Annotated in this window: 10 protein-coding genes and 4 pseudogenes; 8 read left to right on the top strand and 6 right to left on the bottom strand. The window is 59.6% G+C overall.

The window, feature by feature from the left end; genetic code table 11:
• The 3 genes and pseudogenes from J3489_RS01545 to J3489_RS01535 all read left to right on the top strand — a co-directional run.
• Positions 1–728 (top strand): sterol desaturase family protein (locus J3489_RS01545; protein ID WP_242539690.1); only part of this gene is annotated, 728 nt, incomplete at its 5' end.
• A 154-nt stretch (positions 729–882) separates the two neighbouring features.
• Positions 883–2265 (top strand): MFS transporter, encoded by a 1383-nt coding sequence (locus tag J3489_RS01540; protein WP_206995472.1) that lies wholly within the window; start codon positions 883–885, stop codon positions 2263–2265.
• A 105-nt stretch (positions 2266–2370) separates the two neighbouring features.
• Positions 2371–2901: pseudogene (locus J3489_RS01535) on the top strand (LysR family transcriptional regulator); the annotation flags it as partial.
• A 375-nt stretch (positions 2902–3276) separates the two neighbouring features.
• On the opposite strand, the gene J3489_RS01530 reads toward J3489_RS01535, so the two are convergent.
• Complete coding sequence (locus tag J3489_RS01530) at positions 3277–4020, bottom strand: GntR family transcriptional regulator (RefSeq protein WP_206995468.1); 744 nt, start codon at positions 4018–4020, stop codon at positions 3277–3279.
• A 164-nt stretch (positions 4021–4184) separates the two neighbouring features.
• Positions 4185–4753: pseudogene (locus J3489_RS01525) on the bottom strand (hypothetical protein).
• A gap of 89 nt (positions 4754–4842) precedes the next feature.
• On the opposite strand from J3489_RS01525, the gene J3489_RS01520 reads away from it, so the two are divergent.
• The 4 genes from J3489_RS01520 (at position 4843) to J3489_RS01505 (ending at position 9602) form a co-directional block, all read left to right on the top strand.
• Complete coding sequence (locus J3489_RS01520) at positions 4843–6354, top strand: FAD-linked oxidase C-terminal domain-containing protein (protein ID WP_206996028.1); 1512 nt, start codon at positions 4843–4845, stop codon at positions 6352–6354.
• On the top strand, positions 6354–7490 hold the full coding sequence (gene glcE / locus J3489_RS01515) for a glycolate oxidase subunit GlcE (RefSeq protein ID WP_206995466.1): 1137 nt from the start codon (positions 6354–6356) through the stop codon (positions 7488–7490). Before J3489_RS01520 ends, glcE begins: the two co-directional genes overlap by 1 nt.
• Positions 7491–7493: 3 nt before the next feature.
• Positions 7494–8735 carry a glycolate oxidase subunit GlcF gene (gene glcF, locus J3489_RS01510; RefSeq protein ID WP_206995464.1) on the top strand — a complete coding sequence of 414 codons (1242 nt, stop codon included), beginning with the start codon at positions 7494–7496 and terminating at the stop codon, positions 8733–8735.
• Positions 8736–8810: 75 nt separating this feature from the next.
• Complete coding sequence (locus J3489_RS01505; RefSeq protein ID WP_206995462.1) at positions 8811–9602, top strand: 3-hydroxybutyrate dehydrogenase; 792 nt, start codon at positions 8811–8813, stop codon at positions 9600–9602.
• 462 nt (positions 9603–10064) lie between these two features.
• On the opposite strand, the pseudogene J3489_RS01500 reads toward J3489_RS01505, so the two are convergent.
• The 4 genes and pseudogenes from J3489_RS01500 to J3489_RS01485 form a co-directional block, all read right to left on the bottom strand.
• Positions 10065–10583 (bottom strand): annotated as a pseudogene (locus J3489_RS01500) (Rossmann-fold NAD(P)-binding domain-containing protein); the annotation flags it as partial.
• A gap of 14 nt (positions 10584–10597) precedes the next feature.
• Positions 10598–11065, bottom strand: coding sequence for a VOC family protein (locus tag J3489_RS01495; RefSeq protein ID WP_206995460.1), 468 nt, complete (start codon positions 11063–11065; stop codon positions 10598–10600).
• A 146-nt stretch (positions 11066–11211) separates the two neighbouring features.
• Positions 11212–11958, bottom strand: a complete 747-nt coding sequence (locus J3489_RS01490; protein WP_206995458.1) for a TetR/AcrR family transcriptional regulator — start codon at positions 11956–11958, stop codon at positions 11212–11214.
• A 74-nt stretch (positions 11959–12032) separates the two neighbouring features.
• Positions 12033–12501, bottom strand: a pseudogene (locus J3489_RS01485) (MDR/zinc-dependent alcohol dehydrogenase-like family protein).
• Positions 12502–12904: 403 nt separating this feature from the next.
• Here J3489_RS01485 and J3489_RS01480 point away from each other — a divergent pair.
• Positions 12905–14083, top strand: coding sequence for a glutathione S-transferase N-terminal domain-containing protein (locus J3489_RS01480; RefSeq protein WP_206995456.1), 1179 nt, complete (start codon positions 12905–12907; stop codon positions 14081–14083).
• The last annotated feature ends 217 nt before the right edge of the window (positions 14084–14300 follow it).

Below are 14300 nucleotides of genomic sequence, written 5' to 3'. Positions count from 1 at the left end.
TCGTGCTGTACGCCGCGGGCATCGGAGCGATCTGGTTCTGCGTCGAGCACCTGCAGCTTGCGCGCTGGGAATGGCTCCTGATGATTCCGGTATTTCTGGCAGGCAACTTCGTCGAATGGGGCATGCACCGTTTCGTCATGCACCGCCGCATCAATGTGTTCGGCCTGCGCCAGATTTATGAACGCCACACCCGCGAGCACCATCAGTACTTCACGGACGCCCAGCCCACCATCGACACGACGAGGGAGTTCCGTATCGTCTTCTTCCCGTGGCGCGTGCTGGTCACGCTGGGCATCGGCGGCACGATCCTGGGCTCCATCGCCTACAAGGTCATCGATCTGAACGCGGGTCTCATCGTGTTCATGACGATGGTGGGCCAGTATCTGATCTACGAGTCGTTCCACTACTGCTGTCACTGCCACGAGAACTGGTTCGTGCGCAACATGCCGTTCGTCAACACGATTCGTCGCCATCACACGGCCCATCACAACATGGGGATCATGATGAAGTACAACATGAACCTGTCGTTCCCGATTGCCGACTGGTTCATGGGCAGCAGCGACCTGCGCCGCGGCCTGATCGGCACGCTGTTCAACGGCTACAGCGAGAAGCACGTGAAGGAGGAACTGCGGCCCATCATCGCCAAGTTCAAGACCGACCACTCGAAGGTCACCCTGGACGGCCCGCAGCTCACGCAGGCCGAGCGCCAAGCCATGAAGGCGATCTGATCAGAGGCGTTCGCGGCGGCTCCATCGCCGGGCCGCCGCGCTTTTTCTGGAAGAGACGACGAGGTGTATTAAAAAGGAGGGGTTTGAGCTGATTTAAAAAAGATCGCAGCAAAACAATAACAATTAGGAATGCATATATATATGGAGAGAGACAATGGAAATGCGCGTATCAGACGTTGTCGACGTGCGGCCGGGCGTTGCCGCCCGGCTGGAGAGACTGCCCTTCACCCGATACCAGAAGGTTATCTTTGCGGTCGTTGCGACCGCATGGCTGTTTGATTCGATCGATCTCGGCATCATGACCTTCATTTTGGGTTCGGTAAAAACCGAATTCGGTCTGGATGCACTTCACACAGGATGGGTGGCAAGCTCGAGTTTTCTAGGAATGCTCATCGGTGCCGCGGTCGCCGGTGTTCTGGGCGATCGCTTTGGACGAAAGCCGGTGTTCCAGGTCAGCATGATCTTTTGGGGCGCTGGCAGTCTGGCGTGCGCGTTTGCGCCCGACATGGGGTGGTTGATGGCGTTCAGGGTGATGCTGGGATTTGGCATGGGCATGGAGTTTCCGATCGGACTCTCCATCGTGTCGGAACTCCTCCCGACGAAGAACCGTGGGAAGTATCTCGGAATCCTGGAGGGTTTTTGGCCAATAGGATTCATCGTTTCCGGTGTGGCAACTTATTTTCTCCTGCCGCACATCGGATGGCGGGGATTATTCATAGCGCTCGCGATTCCGGCCGCTTTTGTTTTTGTTGTGCGTCGCAAGGTGCCGGAGTCGCCCCGGTGGCTCGAAAGCAGAGGACGCAATGCCGACGCCGATCAAGTCATTGCCGCAATCGAATCGAATGTTTGCCGTTGCCTTGGACACAAGAGCCTGCCGCCAATACCGGCGGTCATGGACGGGACGGCGTCGGAAACCGAAGGCGGATTCTCGCAACTCTGGAAGGGCGGTTACGCGAAGCGGACGATCATGACGTGGGCCCTGTGGTTCTTTGCGCTGCTTGGCTACTATGGGCTCACTACCTGGCTTGGCGCCCTCTTGCAGGAAGCCGGGTATGCGGTAACGAAGTCTGTTTTTTATACGATCGTCATCTCACTTGCCGGCATTCCGGGCTTTATCTTTTCGTCCTGGCTCCTGGAAGCCTGGGGGCGCAAGGGCACATGTACCGTGATGCTCATCGGTAGCGCAGCATTTGCTTACCTTTATGGCCGGACCGCCACTTTGCATCTCGATGTGCAGTATCTGATCGGGGTCGGGTTATGCATGCAGTTTTTCTTTTTCGGAATGTGGTCGGTCCTTTACGCCTATACGCCGGAGCTCTATCCAACCAGGATCCGCGCGACCGGGACCGGCCTTGCGTCGTCAGTCGGCCGCTTCGGCTCGCTTCTGGGCCCGTCGATTGTCGGTGCGGTATTGCCGGTGGCGGGACCGGGTGGGGTCTTTACGTTAGGGGCTAGCTCTTTCGGAGCGGCAGCGCTGGCTGTGCTCGTGCTGGGCACGGAAACAAGAGGGCGCAGTCTCGAAGATGTGTCTCATTAGCGCGGAATAGAACAAGGTCCGACAAGTTCGTAGCAGACTTCGTCGAGCGGTGGGTGTCGATGCCGAGGCGATCAACGTGGCCCATATGGGCGAAGGAAGGTCAAGATGGACCGAATCGAGAATATGCGGACATTCGTAAGAGTCGTGGACTCGGGGAGTTTCACTGCAGCGGCCGCACTCGCGGACTCGAGCACGGGTGCTGCGTCGCGTGCGGTATCCGAGCTGGAGGCGCGTCTGAAGACGCGTTTGCTGCACCGCTCAACACGGAGGCTGTCCGTGACGGAAGTCGGCAGCCGATATTTGGAGCGGTGTCGTCGAATTCTTGAGGAGGTTGATGCGGCGGAGGCCGAGGCGTCGGGCGCGCAGGACACACCCGTCGGCAATCTGAGAATGCACAGCTACGCCAGCGTGGGGCAGCACTATGTGCTTCCGCTGATCTCCGAGTATCGGAAGGCGTATCCGGGTGTTTCGGTAGAGCTTACGCTGTTGCAGAAGATGCCGAATCTCTTCGATGGAAGTGCCGACGTGGCCGTTGTCACAGCACCGGCACTCCCTAATTCCGATCTGATCTCGCACCACGTTGGCTCGACGTTCAACATGTTGTGTGCGTCGCCGGCATACGTCGCGTTGCGTGGTTTGCACTACCGAAGGCGATCGAAAAGGACGAGTCGACCCTGAAGGCACTGACGCTTGGCGGTGAAGCGGGTTATCGGCATGTCGCCGCGACCGGCGATGAGATCGTGGCGCAGGTGTGACCGTCCTGATGGCGACTCTGGTCGTCGATCTCGACACAGCAAAGCCTTTTTGCAACGTGAACGAGGCGGCTCACCGGCAGCAGCGCCGCAAACTGTTCCCATGCCGTGGGTCCCGCCGAGATCGTTCCGAGGAAAGCATCTGAATGCCCAGTAACGTGGCATCGCAGGCGTTACCGCGAAGGCCACGTTACCTGGAGCGCGATGTGCCCGACGTATGGCACCGGAATCATGGAGGCTTTGTTCGGACAGTCTGTCGTCAGACTGAGAAAACCGTCGCGCGTGTGAACTCCTCGATATTGTCCAGCAGTGCGTCGAGTGCGCGTCCTGCACCGTTCACATTTCCGTCGGCGATGGCCTGTGCCACAGCGCCATGTAGCCGGGCCATCTCCGGCAGATCTGCCGCCTGCCTGTAATGGACATACCAGAAGCGGCGTGACAGGCCATGCATGAGCCTCATGGCTCCCTCGGCGAACTCGTTGCGTGCAGCAATGAGACACAGCTCGTTGAACTCCCTGTCGAGGCGCATGAAGCTGACATCGTCCTTGTTGCGAGCCGCCTCGGCAAACTCGGCCGCGAGCTGCGCGAATACCTCGCGTTCCTCAGGGGTCGCCACCTTCGCGGCGGAGCGGCAGATCAGGCGTTCAACCTCACGGCGGGTACGTAGTAGCCGAAGTTGCTTCTTGACGTCGATTTCCGGTATGAGGAGGCCGCGCTGCGGAAGGATCACGATCATGTGTTCCCGGGCAAGACGCTGGATGGCTTCACGGATAGGCGTGCGTCCGATGCCAGTCATTTCACTCAGTGAAAGTTCCGATACGGTCGTTCCAGGAGCAAGCTGCAGCGTGGCGATAAGCTCTTCGAGCCGTGCGTAAGCCTGTTCCGTCAGGGTCTCCGGCTCCTTTTGCGTTAGCCGGCCGGTGGCCGGAGCACGTGCAGAAGTGGATGCCGGAGCTGGGGCATCATGCTTGGACGACTTACGTGACGTAGAACGGGGGGGCATCGGGATCACCATTGTGCTCAACATATATATCTATTTTATATCAGCGCCCGTTTCTACTGTAGACAATGCTGCGCTGCGAAATTCTGCTGCGGGTAATGAATGCTTTGTCGAAACCCGCAAAAAGCGCGGCGGCCCGGCGATGGAGCCGCCGCGAACGCCTCTGATCAGATCGCCTTCATGGCTTGGCGCTCGGCCTGCGTGAGCTGCGGGCCGTCCAGGGTGACCTTCGAGTGGTCGGTCTTGAACTTGGCGATGATGGGCCGCAGTTCCTCCTTCACGTGCTTCTCGCTGTAGCCGTTGAACAGCGTGCCGATCAGGCCGCGGCGCAGGTCGCTGCTGCCCATCGGATCGTGCCGCCGATGCCCAGCGTGACCAGCACGCGCCACGGGAAGAAGACGATACGGAACTCCCTCGTCGTGTCGATGGTGGGCTGGGCGTCCGTGAAGTACTGATGGTGCTCGCGGGTGTGGCGTTCATAAATCTGGCGCAGGCCGAACACATTGATGCGGCGGTGCATGACGAAACGGTGCATGCCCCATTCGACGAAGTTGCCCGCCAGAAATACCGGAATCATCAGAAGCCATTCCCAGCGCGCAAGCTGCAGGTGCTCGACGCAGAACCAGATCGCTCCGATGCCCGCGGCGTACAGCACGACAATGTGCAGCAGTCCGTTATAGAGCGGGCTGATGTCCTTCTTGTAGTTCTCGCGGAACGCAGGGGACTTCTCACGCATAAAATATTGAAAATATTAAACTAACATATTAGACTGGTGGTGCTTGATATCGGATTGCCGGGGAGAGATCGGAGTTGAACGTGAGTGAAATGCCAGATGAGGGGAGCGGCGATCAGGAGTCGACACTAAGTGAGGCCGAGCGGACCAGGCGCGTGGATTTTCTGGCGCGGGAACTGGCGCGCGCAGCGCCCGGCATCAGATTCCTGAGTGCAAGAGAGGAAATCGTTCCCTATGAATGCGATGGTCTTGCCGCATATCGGTCGCTTCCTCTTGGCGTGGTGCTGGCCGAGACCGAGGCCGAGGTCCAGGCGGTGCTGCGCCTGTGCACGCGTGAAGGCATTCCCGTAGTCCCGCGCGGCGCGGGCACGGGATTGTCGGGTGGGGCGATGCCGATGCGCGAGGGTATCGTGCTGTCGCTTGCCAGAATGCGCAGCATCGTGAATGTGGACCCGTACGCGAGGACCGCGACCCTGCAACCCGGTGTGCGCAATCTCGCAATATCGGAAGCTGCCGCTCCCTTTGGCCTTTACTACGCGCCGGATCCGTCGTCGCAGATTGCTTGCACCATTGGGGGCAACATCGCGGAGAACTCCGGTGGAGTGCACTGCCTGAAGTATGGCCTCACCGTCAATAACGTACTGCGCGTTCGGGCAGTGACGATGCAAGGCGACATTGTGGAGTTCGGCTCTTTGGCGGCCGATGCATCAGGTCTTGATTTGCTGGCGGTCATGATAGGGAGCGAGGGCATGTTCGCTATCGTGACGGAAGTGACGGTACGCCTGATTCCGAAGCCGGCAGCCGCTCAGGTGGTGATGGCCAGTTTCGACGACGTCGAAGTGGGCGGAGCGGCCGTGGCTGCCGTGATTGCGGCCGGGATCGTTCCGGCCGGGCTCGAGATGCTCGATCAGGGCGCCGCACGCGCCGTAGAAGAGTTCGTTCACGCCGGCTATGACGTCGATGCCGCGGCGATATTGCTGTGCGAATCGGACGGGACGCAGGAAGAGGTTTCGGCGGAGATCGACCGGTTGTCTTCGATTCTCCGGCGCAATGGTGCAACACGGCTGGAGATCTCGCGCTCCGAGGAGGAGCGGCTGCGGTTCTGGTCGGGACGCAAGAATGCTTTCCCGGCGGCCGGACGAATCTCGCCCGACTACTACTGCATGGACGGCACCATTCCTCGCCGAGCCATCGGGCCACTGCTCAAACGCATCGAAGAGATGAGCAATCGATATCGATTGCGGTGTATCAACGTCTTTCACGCCGGTGACGGAAACATGCACCCGCTGATTCTCTTCAACGGCAACGACCGTGAGGAATGGGAGCGTGCCGAGCTGTTCGGTGCGGACATTCTCGAAACCTGCGTCGAGCTCGGGGGCACGGTCACGGGAGAACATGGCGTCGGCGTGGAGAAGATCAATTCAATGTGCGTGCAGTTTTCCCCAGCCGAGCGCGACACATTCCTTGCAGTCAAGCACGCGTTCGATCCGGACAGGCTACTGAACCCGGACAAGGCTATCCCGACCCGTGCCCGGTGCGCTGAATACGGCCGGATGCACATCCGTAATGGGCTGTTGCCGCATCCCGACATTCCGAGGTTCTAATGCAGCAGGCAATCGAAGAACTGAATGGACACCGCGTGCAAGACGCTGACAGTCTTGCACGAGACGTATCGAGCCTGTTTGGCGAGCAAATCCGTACGGCGCTTGCCGGCGGGAGGACCCTCAAGATACAGGGAGGCGGAACCAAGGCGTGGTACGGCGCACCGTCTGGCGGCTCGGTCCTCGATACCCGGATCTATGCGGGTGTGGTCGCCTACGATCCGGCGGAACTGGTGATCACGGCGCGCAGCGGCACCCCGCTTGCGGCATTGGAGGATCTTCTTGCATCGCATGGCCAGATGCTGCCGTTCGAGCCGCCACATTTCGGAGCCGGTGCCACTCTCGGCGGTTGCGTTGCCGCCGGACTCTCGGGGCCGCGCAGGATGAGCGCGGGCGGTGTCCGGGATTTTGTGCTCGGCGCATCTGTGATGACAGGGCGCGGAGACATCCAGCGGTTCGGCGGACAGGTCATGAAGAACGTTGCAGGTTACGACGTAGCACGGCTGATGGCGGGCTCGCTCGGTTGCCTCGGACTGTTGATGGACATTTCCCTCAAGGTGTTGCCGCGTCCAGTCGAAGCCGCAACGCTTCGCTTTGCGTTGTCGGTCGACGACTCGATCCGAAGAATGAATGAATGGGGAGGCAAGGCACTTCCTATCACCGCGAGTGCCTGGCAGGACGGCGTACTTTCGGTGCGACTCGAAGGCGTGGCTGCCGGTGTGTGCAGTGCCCGCGCCCAGTTGGGAGGCGAGCTTCTCGAGCGTCCCATGGCCGATGCCTTCTGGCAATCCATGCGTGAGCAGACTGCGAGCTTCTTTCGTCGGCCGGCGGCGGAAGCCACTTTGTGGCGAATTTGCGTGCCATCCACGACAGATGCGACGAGGCTTCCCGGTGCCGATTCACAGCTGATCGAGTGGGGTGGGGCACAACGCTGGGTTTTTTCGGAGGGCGGGGACGAAACGATTAGACGGGCCGCCCTGGATGCGTCAGGGCACGCTACCCGCTTTCGCTGCGGAAAGCCGGGTGCGGCGGTTTTCACGCCTTTGTCGAGACAGCTGATGGACATTCACAAACGCCTCAAGGCCGCTTTCGATCCCGGCGGTGTTTTCAATCGCGGCCGAATGTTTCCGGAGATTTGAGCGATGCAAATTGAACTAGCGGATTTCATGGCCGGTACGCCGGATGGCGACGAGGCCCAGGCGATCATCGGCAAGTGCGTGCATTGCGGCTTCTGCACGGCCACGTGCCCGACCTACCAGTTGCTAGGCGACGAACTCGACGGTCCTCGCGGCCGCATCTACTTGATGAAGCAGATGATGGAGGGAGAGCCCGTTACGCAGAAGACGCAGCTCCACCTCGACCGTTGCCTGACTTGTCGAAACTGTGAATCGACGTGCCCGTCAGGCGTGCAATACGGACGTCTGATCGAGATTGGGAGGCGGGTCGTCGAAACGCGGGTGAGACGTCCCGCCGGCCAGCGGTTGATGCGGTATGCGCTCGCGAACGCTGTCCCGCGGTCTGGCGTATTTTCAACGGTCATGGAACTCGGTCGCCTTGCCCGTCCCTTCCTCGGTCAAAAACTGAAAGAGAAAATTCCACGCGGACAAATCCCGCGCGCGATTCCCGACCGGCAGCACGCGCGCAGGATGCTGCTTCTCGAGGGCTGCGTCCAGCCTTCCATGCTGCCGAACATCAACGTAGCGACCCGTCGCGTCCTCGATTCATTGGGCGTGCAGATCGTTACCGCTGACGGCGCTGGTTGCTGTGGCGCTATCAGGCTGCATCTTGCCGAGACCGAGGACGGCCTCGCCGATGTCCGGCGCAACGTCGATGCCTGGTGGCCTCATGTGCAACAGGGCGTCGAGGCCATCGTCATGAACGCCTCGGGGTGCGGGGCAACAGTGAAGGATTACGGGCATTTGCTACGGCACGATCCTCACTACGCGGAGAAGGCTGCGCGTATTTCGGCTCTCACGAAGGACCTGGCCGAGTTGCTGCCGGATTTTTCGGAAAAGCTCGTTTCAATGGTTGGACGGGCGCGCAAGTGCCGCGTCGCGTTCCACCCACCTTGCACACTACAGCACGGCCAGAAGATCAAGGGGGCGGTTGAGGGGCTGCTGCGAGCCATCGGCGTCGACGTGCGCTTGCCTGCTGACTCGCATCTTTGTTGTGGTTCGGCCGGGACTTATTCGATCACTCAGCCGGAGCTGGCGGGCAAGCTGAGAAGCAATAAGCTTGCGGCCCTCGAGCGTATCGAGCCGGACACGATTGTCTCGGCGAATGTTGGCTGCATTTCCCACCTCGGCGCGGCCGCAGGTACGCCGGTACGACACTGGATCGAATTGCTGGATGACCTGATCTCGAGTCCGGTGAGGGAGGAATAGCCGGCGTCGAAACGGACTTTGAACGGGCGGAATTCTTGATTCATAGCTGAATGAAATGTTTGATAAGGAATACATATGATAGAACATACTGCAAGGTCGCTCAGAGGGCGCACTGCGCTCGTAACGGGATCGACTGGCGGGATAGGGCTGGGCATTGCTACGGCACTGGCCCAGGCGGGCGCGAACATCGTTCTGAATGGTTTTGGGAATGTCGCGGAGGCGGTGGCCACCATCGAGAGATTCGGCATCGAGGTGATCCATCACGGGGCCGACATGACAAAGCCCGACCAAATCGCGGCGATGATGGGAGAGGCGGCCTCCACGCTTGGACCGGTCGACATTCTCGTCAACAACGCCGGTATCCAGTACGTCGCGGACACTGACGAGCTACCGGTCGCGAAGTGGGATGAAATCATAGCGATCAATCTGTCTTCCTCTTTTCACACGATGCGGCTTGCCATACCCGTCATGCGGGAACAGGGATGGGGGCGCGTGATGAACATCGCATCCGTTCACGGATTCGTCGGCTCGGTCGGCAAGTCGGCATACGTGGCGGCGAAGCACGGCATCATCGGTCTCACGAAGGTTGCGGCGCTGGAAAACGCCCAAACTGGCGTGACCGTGAGTGCGGTTTGTCCGGGTTTCGTGTTGACGCCGCTTGTGCAACGCCAGGTTGATGCGCTGGCTCAGCGCGATTCGCTCACTCAGATCGAAGCCCAGGCGAAGCTGCTTGGTGAGAAGCAGCCATCAGGGCAATTTGTGCGTCCTGAACAGATCGGGCAGCTTGCCGTCTTTCTGTGCAGTGACGCGGCATCTGAAATGCGCGGTTCGACGCTGCAGATCGACGGCGGATGGACAGCGCAATAGGAGGCGTGGAAGACGGGCAATGCCGCCACGAAATGTAGACCCCGTGGCGGCCGCGCGTTGCAAGGCGACGCGCCGCAACTGCGATCAGCGTCCTGTTGGTGCTCGGGAGTTTCCTGTCAGTGATGGTTGTACATCGAGTTCCAGTCAGCCTTCGGGATGGCCCGGTGGCCCGCGTCCGACGAGCCGCTCGCGACGCCGCCGACGCCTTTCGGTCGCGCGAGCCGAACGATCGGTCAGCAAAAAGATCGCCGGCTTCACGGCGTCGATTGCCTCTGACGCGGTGGCCGTCCCGCTCGAAGCGGTAGGTTGCATGGCGTCCCCGTGTTTCGTTCCGTATCGTTGTCGCGGGATGGAGGCCGATGCCTTTGCGGATCGGTCTCAACCGGTCAAAGAGGATATCGGCCTGGAGCGAGCAGCGATACAGCTGCGTGTTCCATGTCGGCGAGAACATCCGGACGGATCAACATAGCCCGCGTATTCAAGCTTCACCTCAGGCAGCAATTGCGACCGAGTGGCCGAACGAAAGCCGTCCGCCGCCACCACGATATCGGCATGGCGCAGCGTCCCATCGTTTAACGTGACGCTTGCTTGTTCGACACCATCGTCGACAGCAGTCACCGACAGACCGCAGTGATAGCAGTTGTCCGGCAGTGCGGCACGCAGTACGTGGTACATCTTGCTCCACGCGGTGAGGGTCTGCGGGAGCGCGCGCTCGGACAAAACGCTGCCGTCCGGATCGAACGTCACCCGCGCGTGCACCTTGACGCCGATCGACTCGTCGAGGCGCACTCCTGCTGTTGCGAGCGCGTCGAACAGTTCCGGATGCGTGACGATGCCGGCGCCGCGGCCTGCCAGTTCGTCCGGTACGCGCTCGAAGACATCGACATCCCATCCGTTGCGAACCAGCATGTTTGCCGCAAAGAGTCCGCCGAGCGATCCACCGATAACGATCGCAGCCGGTCGTCGGGAGATGCGTGTCATGCCTGATCTCCTGCCTATGCCAATGCGGAACCGGGGGTGCCGTCCTTCAGATGGGCGACTTCCGACGCCGGGAAGTTGAGTTCGATCGTCACGCCTGACGGGTCTTCGATGAAGATCTGATGTAGACCCAGGCTTGGGACCGTGCGGTCGCGCCACGCAATGCCTTCGGACTCGAGCGTTTTCCACATGCGTTCGACGCCTGTCGCGAGAAAAGCGATGTGATCGACCGCGCCAGTCCCGGCGGCGGATAAGGCTTTGTCACCGAGGTAGGTGATGAGACCGTCGGGGTTGTCAGGATCGACGCCGATCAGATGAACGATGCCGTAGTCGCTTTCGTCACCGCCCTTGTAAAGCCAAAGGCCTGGAAAGTCGAACGGTGGCCGGTATCCCGCCTTGAAACCGAGTACGCGCTCGTAAAAGCGGCGCGACGCGTCAAGATCGGGCGTGCGGATCGAGTAATGGGCAAGTTTTGATATGGGCACGAAAGCCTCCCACTATTTATCGATGGATTAATGATCGGCGGATAAATTGTAGACCAACAATCCGCGATCAAGGAGTGCTGTCTCGAGGGTGTTAACCCTGGTTGGAGGGGCTGACTGGATTGCTCGTCAGCCCGCGGCAGCTTGCGCTATGAACGGCGTTGGCGAGGGGACCGGGCCTTTTTGGCCTGAATCGGCGGCGCGAGTTTTTTCAATGCAGCGGGCGCGCCATTGAGGAAAGCGTCGACCTGCCGCTCGACGTGCGCGTCGAGATCTTTCGGCACAGGCAGTCCGTATACCCACTTGCGCATGCCTACATAGAAGATGCTTGCGTGGAGGCTCCAGATCAGTTCGAGTTCGGCTTCCTGCGCGGCGGGGGTTGCAGGGGGCGGGAGATCGTAGGCGTCGCGTATCTCGTTCATCACGGGACGGAATATGCGCTCGCGCAATTTGTGCAGATAGCGGGTATTGATGCCCTGGCGCGTGAGTCCGGCAAAGATGAACGTGCGAATCCATTCGCGTCGCAGAATGACGTGTGAATACGCCTTATAGAGCGAGCAGAGCCGCTCCGGCAGCGGAAGGCTGCGATCGGCGATCAGCCGCTCCCAGTCGGGGTCCCATCGGTAGACCTCGTTGTACACGCGATCGATCAGCGCTTCCTTGCTGGGGAAGTAGCGATAGAGCAGCGGTTGCGTCACGCCGATCTGCTTGGCGAGTTCGCGCGTGCTGCCCGAGAAACCGTGTATGGCGAAGTGTTCGATCGCTTTGTCGACGATTTGCTGTTCGCGTTCTTCGGGCGCCATGCGGCGGCCGGTTATGGAGGATTCGGGCGCCTCCGCCTTGCCGCGGCTCGATGTCTGTGCCGTCGTGGAGAGCGCGCGCTTCTGCCGTGGCATACTTTGCCTCTTATTGAGTGACTGATCATCAAGGGCAAAATATAGCAGGTCCGCCGCCCGATCTGAAGGTGGCGCTACGGCTTCAGAGCAAGTTTCACGACACCGTCCCGCTGATGGCCGAACAGATCGTAAGCGGCAACCACGTCATCGAGCGCATAGGTGTGCGTGACGAGATGGTCGAGCTTGATACGCTGGCTCGAGGTGACATTCAGGAGGCGCCGCATACGCTCCTTGCCGCCGGGACAGGTCGACGTCAAAATCCGCTTGTTGGCAAGACCGGCGCCGAACCCGTCCAGGGGAAAGGGAATGCTCTTGGAATAGATCCCCACGCTGGAGATATCGGGGATCAGCAGCACGTCCTCGTCGATGAGGTTATCGGGGATGACCGCGATACTCGCCCTTCAGTATGTGTATGTCCGTTCCGCAGATCGTCGTCGTCGTGATGCGGATGAGCGCGTCAGTCGGTCCGACGCCGGGGATCGGCTTGTCGTCGAGGGCGATCCGACCGGGCTCCACAAACACCGTTGCTTTCATCTTGGCCATCTGGCTCCTCCAGTTTGGAACATGCTGCCTACCTCCGTGAGACGGTGCGAAACAATCGCTTGCGACTTGCGGTCGGACGAATAGCGTAGACCATTCATTTAGTATTTATCAACCGATTACATATCGTTCGATAAATTGTAGAAGATCGCAACGGGTGATGGGATCGTCGCATCTTCGGTGTTTACCCCTTCTTCGCGCAAGTAATAGCTGATATGACAAACTGGAATGGGATCTCACGTCCTTGGATGGTTTATGGTGTATACAAATTATCGATCGACAAATAAACCGCATCCATTGAGTGGGCGTTCGAGATTCTGCCGACGGAGCCGGAACTCGCAAGCCGCTTGTCCGATAGAGGAGGCGGCCTCGATGCCGTCAAGTCAACAGATGGAGGAGCACAGCGATGTTTCACAACACCGGTAAGAAGCATGATCGCATCGTGCTGTGGGCAATGCCGATCTCGGCGTGGTCCGGCAAGATGCGCTCGTACCTGACGAAGAAAGGCGTCAAGTTAGAGGAGCGTTTTCCGGGCGACCCTCGCTACCATGCCGACATTAAACCGGGCATCGGTTATTTCGTGGTTCCGGTGGTCGAGATGCCGGACGGCACGGTGATGCAGGATTCCACCGAAACGATGCAATATTTCGAGAAGAACAAGATCGGCACGTCGATGGTGCCGGAAGAGAAGCGCATGGCGGCGCTCGCCTGGTTGCTCAACTTCTTCGGCTCGGATCTGTTCCTGAAGCCCGGCATGCACTACCGCTGGAACTTTCTGAGCACGCATGAGGAGTCGCTGCGCAAAGGCTTCATCCAGAATACGTCCAAGGACCTGCCGCTCGAGGAGCGGTATCGCCTGGGCGCCGCTTTCTTTGACCAGGCGCGCGACTATACGGTGCAGTTCGGCGTGACGAAGGACAGCATTCCCGCGATCGAGGAATCGCTTGCAGAGGCCTTCAAGATCCTTGATGAGCACTTCCGGCAGTATCCGTATTTGCTCGGCGGCCGGCCCTCGGTCGCCGACTGCGGTCTGATGACGATGTTCTACGCCCATCTTTCACGCGACCTGCACCCCAGCATAATCATGCAGAAGACGGCGATGAACGTGTTCAATTGGACCGAGCGGATGAACCGCAGCCAAGCGATCTACGGCGATTATCCTGGCGTCGAGGAGGAGTATTTCGATTTTGCCGAGCTGCCGGAAACGCTGTTGAACTTCATCCGTTACATTTTCCGCGATTGCAGCGCCGAGTTGAAGACGACGGTCGAAACCTACAACAAATACATCGACGAGAATCCATCGTTGATGAAGGGCGACGAGCTCGAGGCGTTCGGAACCCCGCGCTGTGCACACCCAATGTTCGGCAAGGTTCACTATGAGCTGCGCGGCAGGCCGGTGGTGAAGCTTGGGATGGTCGATACCATCTACCAGTACCAATGCGTCACCAGGCTTCATGACAATCTGAAGGGCAAAGACCGGAACGACGTCTACCAGTTGCTCGAGGATACCGGCGGCGGCTGGATGATGGAAACGCGGGCGAACACGCCGATCAAGTACGAAAACTACACATACACGATCGCCTGAGTGGCGGACCTGAGTGAGCAACGCTCTAGGTTGCGCGATCACATTTTGAAACGGTTCATGAGTTTCGTTATGGATTGCTAACCAAGTGCGTGACGAGAGGTGATTTTGATGAGGTAGGCAAGGCCGGTCTCGATTCGGGAAGCGGTTTCTCCGCACACTCGGGTGACCGTCATGCCCGCCGCCGTTGAAGAGAAATCCGCTTAGAAGTCGAATCGGG

The sequence above is a fragment of the Trinickia mobilis genome (assembly GCF_017315705.1).
Taxonomy (GTDB): Bacteria; Pseudomonadota; Gammaproteobacteria; order Burkholderiales; family Burkholderiaceae; genus Trinickia_A; species Trinickia_A mobilis.
This window is presented reverse-complemented; position numbering and strand designations above follow the sequence as displayed.

Coding starts and splice junctions, on each gene's coding strand:
- glcE (WP_206995466.1), top strand. CDS start 6,354: ATGCAGCAGGCAATCGAAGAACTGAATGGACACCGCGTGCAAGACGCT.
- J3489_RS01530 (WP_206995468.1), bottom strand. CDS start 4,020: ATGCCCCCCCGTTCTACGTCACGTAAGTCGTCCAAGCATGATGCCCCA.
- J3489_RS01490 (WP_206995458.1), bottom strand. CDS start 11,958: ATGCCACGGCAGAAGCGCGCGCTCTCCACGACGGCACAGACATCGAGC.
- J3489_RS01520 (WP_206996028.1), top strand. CDS start 4,843: ATGCCAGATGAGGGGAGCGGCGATCAGGAGTCGACACTAAGTGAGGCC.
- J3489_RS01480 (WP_206995456.1), top strand. CDS start 12,905: ATGTTTCACAACACCGGTAAGAAGCATGATCGCATCGTGCTGTGGGCA.
- glcF (WP_206995464.1), top strand. CDS start 7,494: ATGCAAATTGAACTAGCGGATTTCATGGCCGGTACGCCGGATGGCGAC.
- J3489_RS01505 (WP_206995462.1), top strand. CDS start 8,811: ATGATAGAACATACTGCAAGGTCGCTCAGAGGGCGCACTGCGCTCGTA.
- J3489_RS01540 (WP_206995472.1), top strand. CDS start 883: ATGGAAATGCGCGTATCAGACGTTGTCGACGTGCGGCCGGGCGTTGCC.